This is a genomic window from Clostridia bacterium (genome assembly GCA_019683875.1).
Lineage (GTDB): Bacteria > Bacillota > Sulfobacillia > RBS10-35 > Bu92 > Bu92.
In genome coordinates this window covers 1-5527 of record JADGHN010000110.1, presented here as the reverse complement: position 1 = coordinate 5527, position 5527 = coordinate 1, and the positions used below count along the sequence as shown (strand labels likewise).

Annotated in this window: 5 protein-coding genes; all 5 read left to right on the top strand. The window is 70.6% G+C overall.

What is annotated here, in order from left to right; genetic code table 11:
• Positions 1-918 (top strand): aromatic amino acid lyase (locus IRZ18_08175; protein MBX5477078.1); only part of this gene is annotated, 918 nt, incomplete at its 5' end.
• Between the two features lie 192 nt (positions 919-1110).
• Entirely contained in the window at positions 1111-2142 is a 1032-nt protein-coding gene (locus IRZ18_08170) for an ABC transporter substrate-binding protein (protein ID MBX5477077.1), read from the top strand.
• A 6-nt stretch (positions 2143-2148) separates the two neighbouring features.
• Positions 2149-2985: an ABC transporter permease gene (locus tag IRZ18_08165; protein ID MBX5477076.1), complete on the top strand. Its 837-nt coding sequence runs from the start codon at positions 2149-2151 to the stop codon at positions 2983-2985.
• Positions 2986-2992: 7 nt separating this feature from the next.
• Entirely contained in the window at positions 2993-3754 is a 762-nt protein-coding gene (locus IRZ18_08160) for an ABC transporter ATP-binding protein (GenBank protein MBX5477075.1), read from the top strand.
• A gap of 42 nt (positions 3755-3796) precedes the next feature.
• Positions 3797-5488 (top strand): urocanate hydratase, encoded by a 1692-nt coding sequence (hutU, locus tag IRZ18_08155; protein MBX5477074.1) that lies wholly within the window; start codon positions 3797-3799, stop codon positions 5486-5488.
• Positions 5489-5527 lie beyond the last annotated feature (39 nt).

Genomic DNA, 5527 nt, shown 5'->3' with positions numbered 1-5527 from the left:
TGGTGGCGGGCGTGCCGCGTGGCCGACGCCGCCGACGCCGCCGCCGCGCTCACCATGGAGGCGCTGGACGGCGTGATCGACGCGTTCCGCGAGGAGATCCAGGCCGTGCGCCCCTACCCGGAGCAGGCGGAGGTGGCGCGACGCATCCGGCAGTACCTCGAGGGAAGCCGGCACGTGCGCCCCTCGACGCCCGAGAAGGTCCAGGACGCGTACGCCCTGCGTTGCGTGCCGCAGGTGCACGGCGCCTCGCGGCGGGCGCTCCGGCACGTGGAGGCAACGCTCGCCATCGAGATGAACGCCGCCACCGACAACCCGCTCGTCTTCCCCGACGAGGGCCTCATCCTGTCCGGCGGCAACTTCCACGGTCAGCCGGTGGCCCTCGCCCTCGACTACCTGAAGATCGCCGTCGCGGAGCTGGCCAACATCTCCGAGCGGCGCACGGAGCGGCTCGTCAACCCGCAGCTGAGCGGGCTCCCCGCCTTCCTCACGCCCTCGGCGGGACGCTCGTCCGGCCTCATGATCCTTCAATACGTGGCCGCCGCCCTGGTCTCCGAGAACAAGGTCCTCGCGCACCCCGCCAGCGTGGACTCGATCCCCTCGTCCGCGAACCAGGAGGACCACGTGAGCATGGGCACGATCGCCGCGCGCCAGGCGTGGGCCGTCGTGGAGAACGCCGCGCGCGCGGTGGCCATCGAGCTCATCTGCGCGGCGCAGGCGCTGGAGTACAAGGACCGGACGGCCCTCGCGCCGTTCACGCGCGCCGTGCACGGCTGGGTGCGCTCGCTCGTCCCGCCCTACTCGGGCGACCGGTCGTACGCGGCGGACATCGAGGCCGTCGCGGCGCGCATCCTGGACGGATCGTTTGGCGAGGCGACGGGCGCCGGCACGACCGGCTCCGCCGCGGGGAGTGACGCCTAGACGTGCATGGTGCCGATCTCCAGCGCAAGCCGCCGTCCGGACGTGCTACCATCTGGATTCAAAGGGGGGAGCGTCCGGATGCCGCATCATCATCAGGACTCAAACGGGACGTCATCCGAGGATCCGGTCCACCACCACTCGATGCGGCGCCGCGCGCTCCGCGGGGCGCCGCCATCTTAGGAGGAAAGCCACATGCGTGGCCCATGGTTGAAGACGGCGCTCGCCGGCATCGTCACCGCCGCCCTGCTGGCCGCGGCCGGCTGCGGGGGAGGCTCCTCCAGCCCGGAGAGCGGCTCGTCCGGCTCCGGCGGCGCGTCGGAAGCGAAGGTCGAGAACGTCACCCTGGCCCTCTCCACGTGGATCGGCTTCGCTCCGCTCTACGTGGCGGAGGAGAAGGGCTTCTTCGACAAGGAAGGCGTCCACGTCACGCTTGAGACGATGGAAGCCGTGGCCGACCGGCGCAGCGCGCTGGCCGCGAACCGCATCCAGGGCTTCGTCACGACGGTCGACACCCACGTGGTGACGGCCGCGTCCGGCGTGCCGGTCGTGCAGGTGCTGGCCCTCGACGACTCCCACGGCGGCGACGGCATCGTCGCGAAGAAGGAGATCCAGTCGCTTCAGGATCTCGCCGGGAAGAACGTCGCCGTGCAGACGGACGGCGGCGCCAGCTACTTCTGGTTCCTGTACCTGCTCAACAAGAACGGCGTCGACCCGAACTCGATCCACTTCCAGAGTATGACGGCCGGCGACGCCGGCGCCGCGTTCGTCGCAGGCAAGGTGGACGCCGCCGTGACGTGGCAGCCGTGGCTGTCCCGCGCCGAGAAGACCACCTTCGGCCACGTCCTCATCAAGAGCGACGCCACGCCCGGCGTGATCACCGACACCCTGGGCATGCGCAAGGACTTCGTCGACGCGCACCCGGACGCGGTCCGCGCCATCGTGCGCGCCTGGTTCGACGCGCTCGACTACATCAAGAGCAACCCGGACGACGCGTACGCCATCATGGCGAAGGGGATGGGCCAGGGCGTCGACGACTTCAAGGCGGAGCTCGGGGACATCCGCTGGTATGACCAGTCGATGAACCGGGACTACTTCGGCACGGCGGAGAAGCCCGGGGAGCTCTACAGCCTGACGCAGATGGCCGCGGACTTCTGGCTTGAGAAGAAGATCATCGCGTCGAAGCCGGACGTGAACGCGCTGATCGACCCGCAGTTCGTGCAGTGATGTCCCATGCGCGAGGAACGTTCGCTTGAGATGAGGTCGACCCCGGCCGGTCGCCGCCGGCCGGGGCGCGCGTTCAAGCCGCTGGGCGAGATCCCCGCCCCGGCGTACACCGCCTTCGCGGCGGCGGGCTTCCTGGGGCTCATCGCGGTGTGGAGCCTGCTCACGTACACCCGCATGGTCGATCCGCTCTTCCTGCCGGCGCCCGTGGACATCCTGCGGCGCGGCCTCGAGCTCTTCCGCGACATGGGCTTCGGCGCCGACGTGCTCGCGACGGTCCTGCGGGTGTTCGCCGGCTTCGCCGCGGCGTGCGTCGTCGCGCTGCCGCTCGGCATCCTCATGGGCGTGTACCGGCCGATCGAGGCGCTCGTGGAGCCGCTCGTCTCGTTCGCGCGCTACATGCCGGCCTCGGCCTTCATCCCGCTGCTCATCCTCTGGGTGGGCGTGGGCGAGGCCGAGAAGGTGGCCGTCATCTTCCTCGGCAGCGTGTTCTCCCTGGTGCTCATGGTGGCCGTGCACGTCCGCCAGGCGCAGCGGGAGCTCGTCGAGGCGGCCTACACGCTCGGCGCGAGCGACGCGTTCGTCGTCCGCCACGTCATCCTGCCCAACGCCTGGCCGGCGATCTACGACACGCTGCGCCTCGTGCTGGGCTGGGCGTGGACGTACATCATCGTGGCGGAGCTCGTCGCCGCGGAGAGCGGGATCGGCCACGTGATCCTCCAGTCGCAGCGCATGCTCAACACCGGCAACATCATCTTCGGCATCCTGGTGATCGGCGTCATCGGGCTGGTCTCCGATCTCATCATGAAGGCGATCGGCCAGGCGCTGTTCGCCTGGAGGGGGTGACGGCGCCATGGACGTGCGGATCGAGAATGTGGCGAAGACGTTCGTCTCCAACCGCGGCACCGTCGAGGCGCTGGCGCCCGTCTCCCTGGACGTGCCGGCCGGGTCCTTCGTGACGATCCTCGGCCCCTCCGGCTGCGGCAAGTCGACGCTTTTGCGCATCGTGGCGGGCCTTGAGGAGGCGAGCCAGGGCGTCGTCCGCGTGGGCGGCCGGGAGGTGCACGGGCCGGGTGCGGACCGCGGCATGGTGTTCCAGGCGTACTCGCTGTTCCCCTGGCTCACGGTGCGGGAGAACATCGAGTTCGGCCTGCGCGCGAAGGGCGTGCCGCCGCGGGAGCGGCGGGCGATTTCCGACGAGTACCTGCGGCAGATCGGGCTTGAGGCGTTCGCCGACCGGTACCCCAAGGAACTTTCCGGCGGCATGAAGCAGCGCGTGGCCATCGCGCGCGCCCTGGCCAACGACCCGCAGGTGCTGCTGCTCGACGAGCCGTTCGGCGCCCTCGACGCCCAGACGCGCGCCATGATGCAGGAACACGTGCTGAGCGTATGGGAGAAGTACCATAAGACGATCCTCTTCGTCACGCACGACATCGAGGAGGCCGTCTTCATGGCCGACGCCGTCGTGGTGATGACGAAGCGGCCGGGCCGGATCCGGGAGGTCGTGCCCGTCGACCTGCCCCGGCCGCGCGACTACCATGTCCGCTTCACGCCGGAGTTCACGGCGCTCAAGGAGCGGCTGACGGAGATCATCCGCGAGGAACTGACGGCCTAGGGGCGACCCCGGACCGTCCACAGCCTGCGGGAGGTGCAAGGGATGTCGACGACGCAGAAGGAGAGCCGGCCGGCGAGCGGCCCGCGCCGCGTCCGCGCGCCGCGCGGCACCGAGCTGCGCTGCAAGTCCTGGCAGACGGAAGCGCCGCTGCGCATGCTCATGAACAACCTGGATCCGGAGGTGGCGGAGAACCCCGACGCGCTCGTCGTGTACGGCGGGGCGGGCAAGGCGGCCCGCAACTGGGAGGCCTTCGACGCCATCGTGCGGACGCTGGAGACCCTGGAGGAGGACGAGACGCTCGTCGTCCAGTCGGGCAAGCCCGTCGCCGTGTTCCGCACGCACCGGCTGGCGCCGCGCGTGCTCATCTCGAACGCCATGCTCGTCCCCGCGTGGGGCGACTGGGAATACTTCCGCGAGTACGAGCGGCTCGGCCTCACCATGTACGGCCAGATGACGGCCGGCTCCTGGATCTACATCGGCACGCAGGGCATCATCCAGGGCACGTATGAGACGCTGGCCGAGTGCGCGCGCCAGCACTTCGGCGGCTCGCTCGCCGGGCGGCTCGTCGTGACGGCGGGGCTCGGCGGCATGGGCGGCGCGCAGCCCCTGGCCATCACGATGAACGGCGGCGTGGGGCTGATCGTCGAGGTCGACCCGCAACGGATCGAGCGGCGCCACGCCATCGGCTACGTCGACAAGGTGGCGCGGTCGCTCGACGAGGCCATTGCCTGGGCGCGAGAGGCGCAGGCCCGCAAGGAGGCCGTGTCCATCGCCGTGCTCGGCAACGCCGCGGAGGTGCTGCCGGAACTCGTGCGGCGCGGCGTCATCCCGGACGTCGTCACCGACCAGACCTCCGCGCACGACCCGTTGAACGGCTACATCCCGGCCGGTCTGTCCCTGGAGGCGGCGGCGGAACTGCGCCGCACCGACCCCGACGGCTACATCCGCCGTGCGCGCGCCTCCATGGCGGAGCACGTGCGCGCCATCCTGGCGATGAAGGCGCGCGGCGCGGTGGCGTTCGACTACGGCAACAACCTGCGCGAGCAGGCGGCGCTCGGCGGCGTGCCGCGGGAGGACGCCTACTCCTACCCCGGCTTCGTGCCGGCGTACGTGCGCAACCTCTTCTGCGAAGGGAAGGGACCGTTCCGCTGGGCGGCGCTCTCCGGCGACCCGGAGGACATCTACCGCACGGACGAGGCGATCCTGGAGCTCTTCCCCGATGACCCGTCGCTGCGGCGCTGGATCGAGATGGCGCAGAAGAAGATCCCCTTCCAGGGGCTGCCGGCGCGCATCTGCTGGCTCGGCTACGGGCAGCGCGACAAGGCCGGCCTGAAGTTCAACGAGATGGTGAAGAGCGGCCGCCTGAAGGCGCCGATCGTCATCGGCCGCGACCACCTCGACGCCGGCTCCGTGGCCTCGCCCTACCGCGAGACGGAGGGGATGAAGGACGGCTCCGACGCCATCGCCGACTGGCCGATCCTGAACGCCCTCCTGAACACGGCGGCCGGGGCCACGTGGGTGTCCGTGCACCACGGCGGCGGTGTGGGCATCGGGTACTCGATCCACGCCGGCATGGTCGTCGTCGCCGACGGCACGGAGGAGGCGGAGCAGCGCCTGTCGCGCGTGCTCGTCACGGACCCGGGCATGGGCGTGGCGCGCCACGCCGACGCCGGGTACGAGAGGGCGATCCAGGTCGCGCGCGAGCGCGGCGTGCGCATTCCCATGCTGGAGTGAGCTTCATGGGCGCGCGGAATCCGGCAAAGCCCCCGGAGA

Bases quoted from the DNA above. Each gene is read 5' to 3' on its own strand.
- IRZ18_08170 (MBX5477077.1), top strand. From the start codon at position 1,111: ATGCGTGGCCCATGGTTGAAGACGGCGCTCGCCGGCATCGTCACCGCC.
- IRZ18_08165 (MBX5477076.1), top strand. From the start codon at position 2,149: ATGCGCGAGGAACGTTCGCTTGAGATGAGGTCGACCCCGGCCGGTCGC.
- IRZ18_08160 (MBX5477075.1), top strand. From the start codon at position 2,993: ATGGACGTGCGGATCGAGAATGTGGCGAAGACGTTCGTCTCCAACCGC.
- hutU (MBX5477074.1), top strand. From the start codon at position 3,797: ATGTCGACGACGCAGAAGGAGAGCCGGCCGGCGAGCGGCCCGCGCCGC.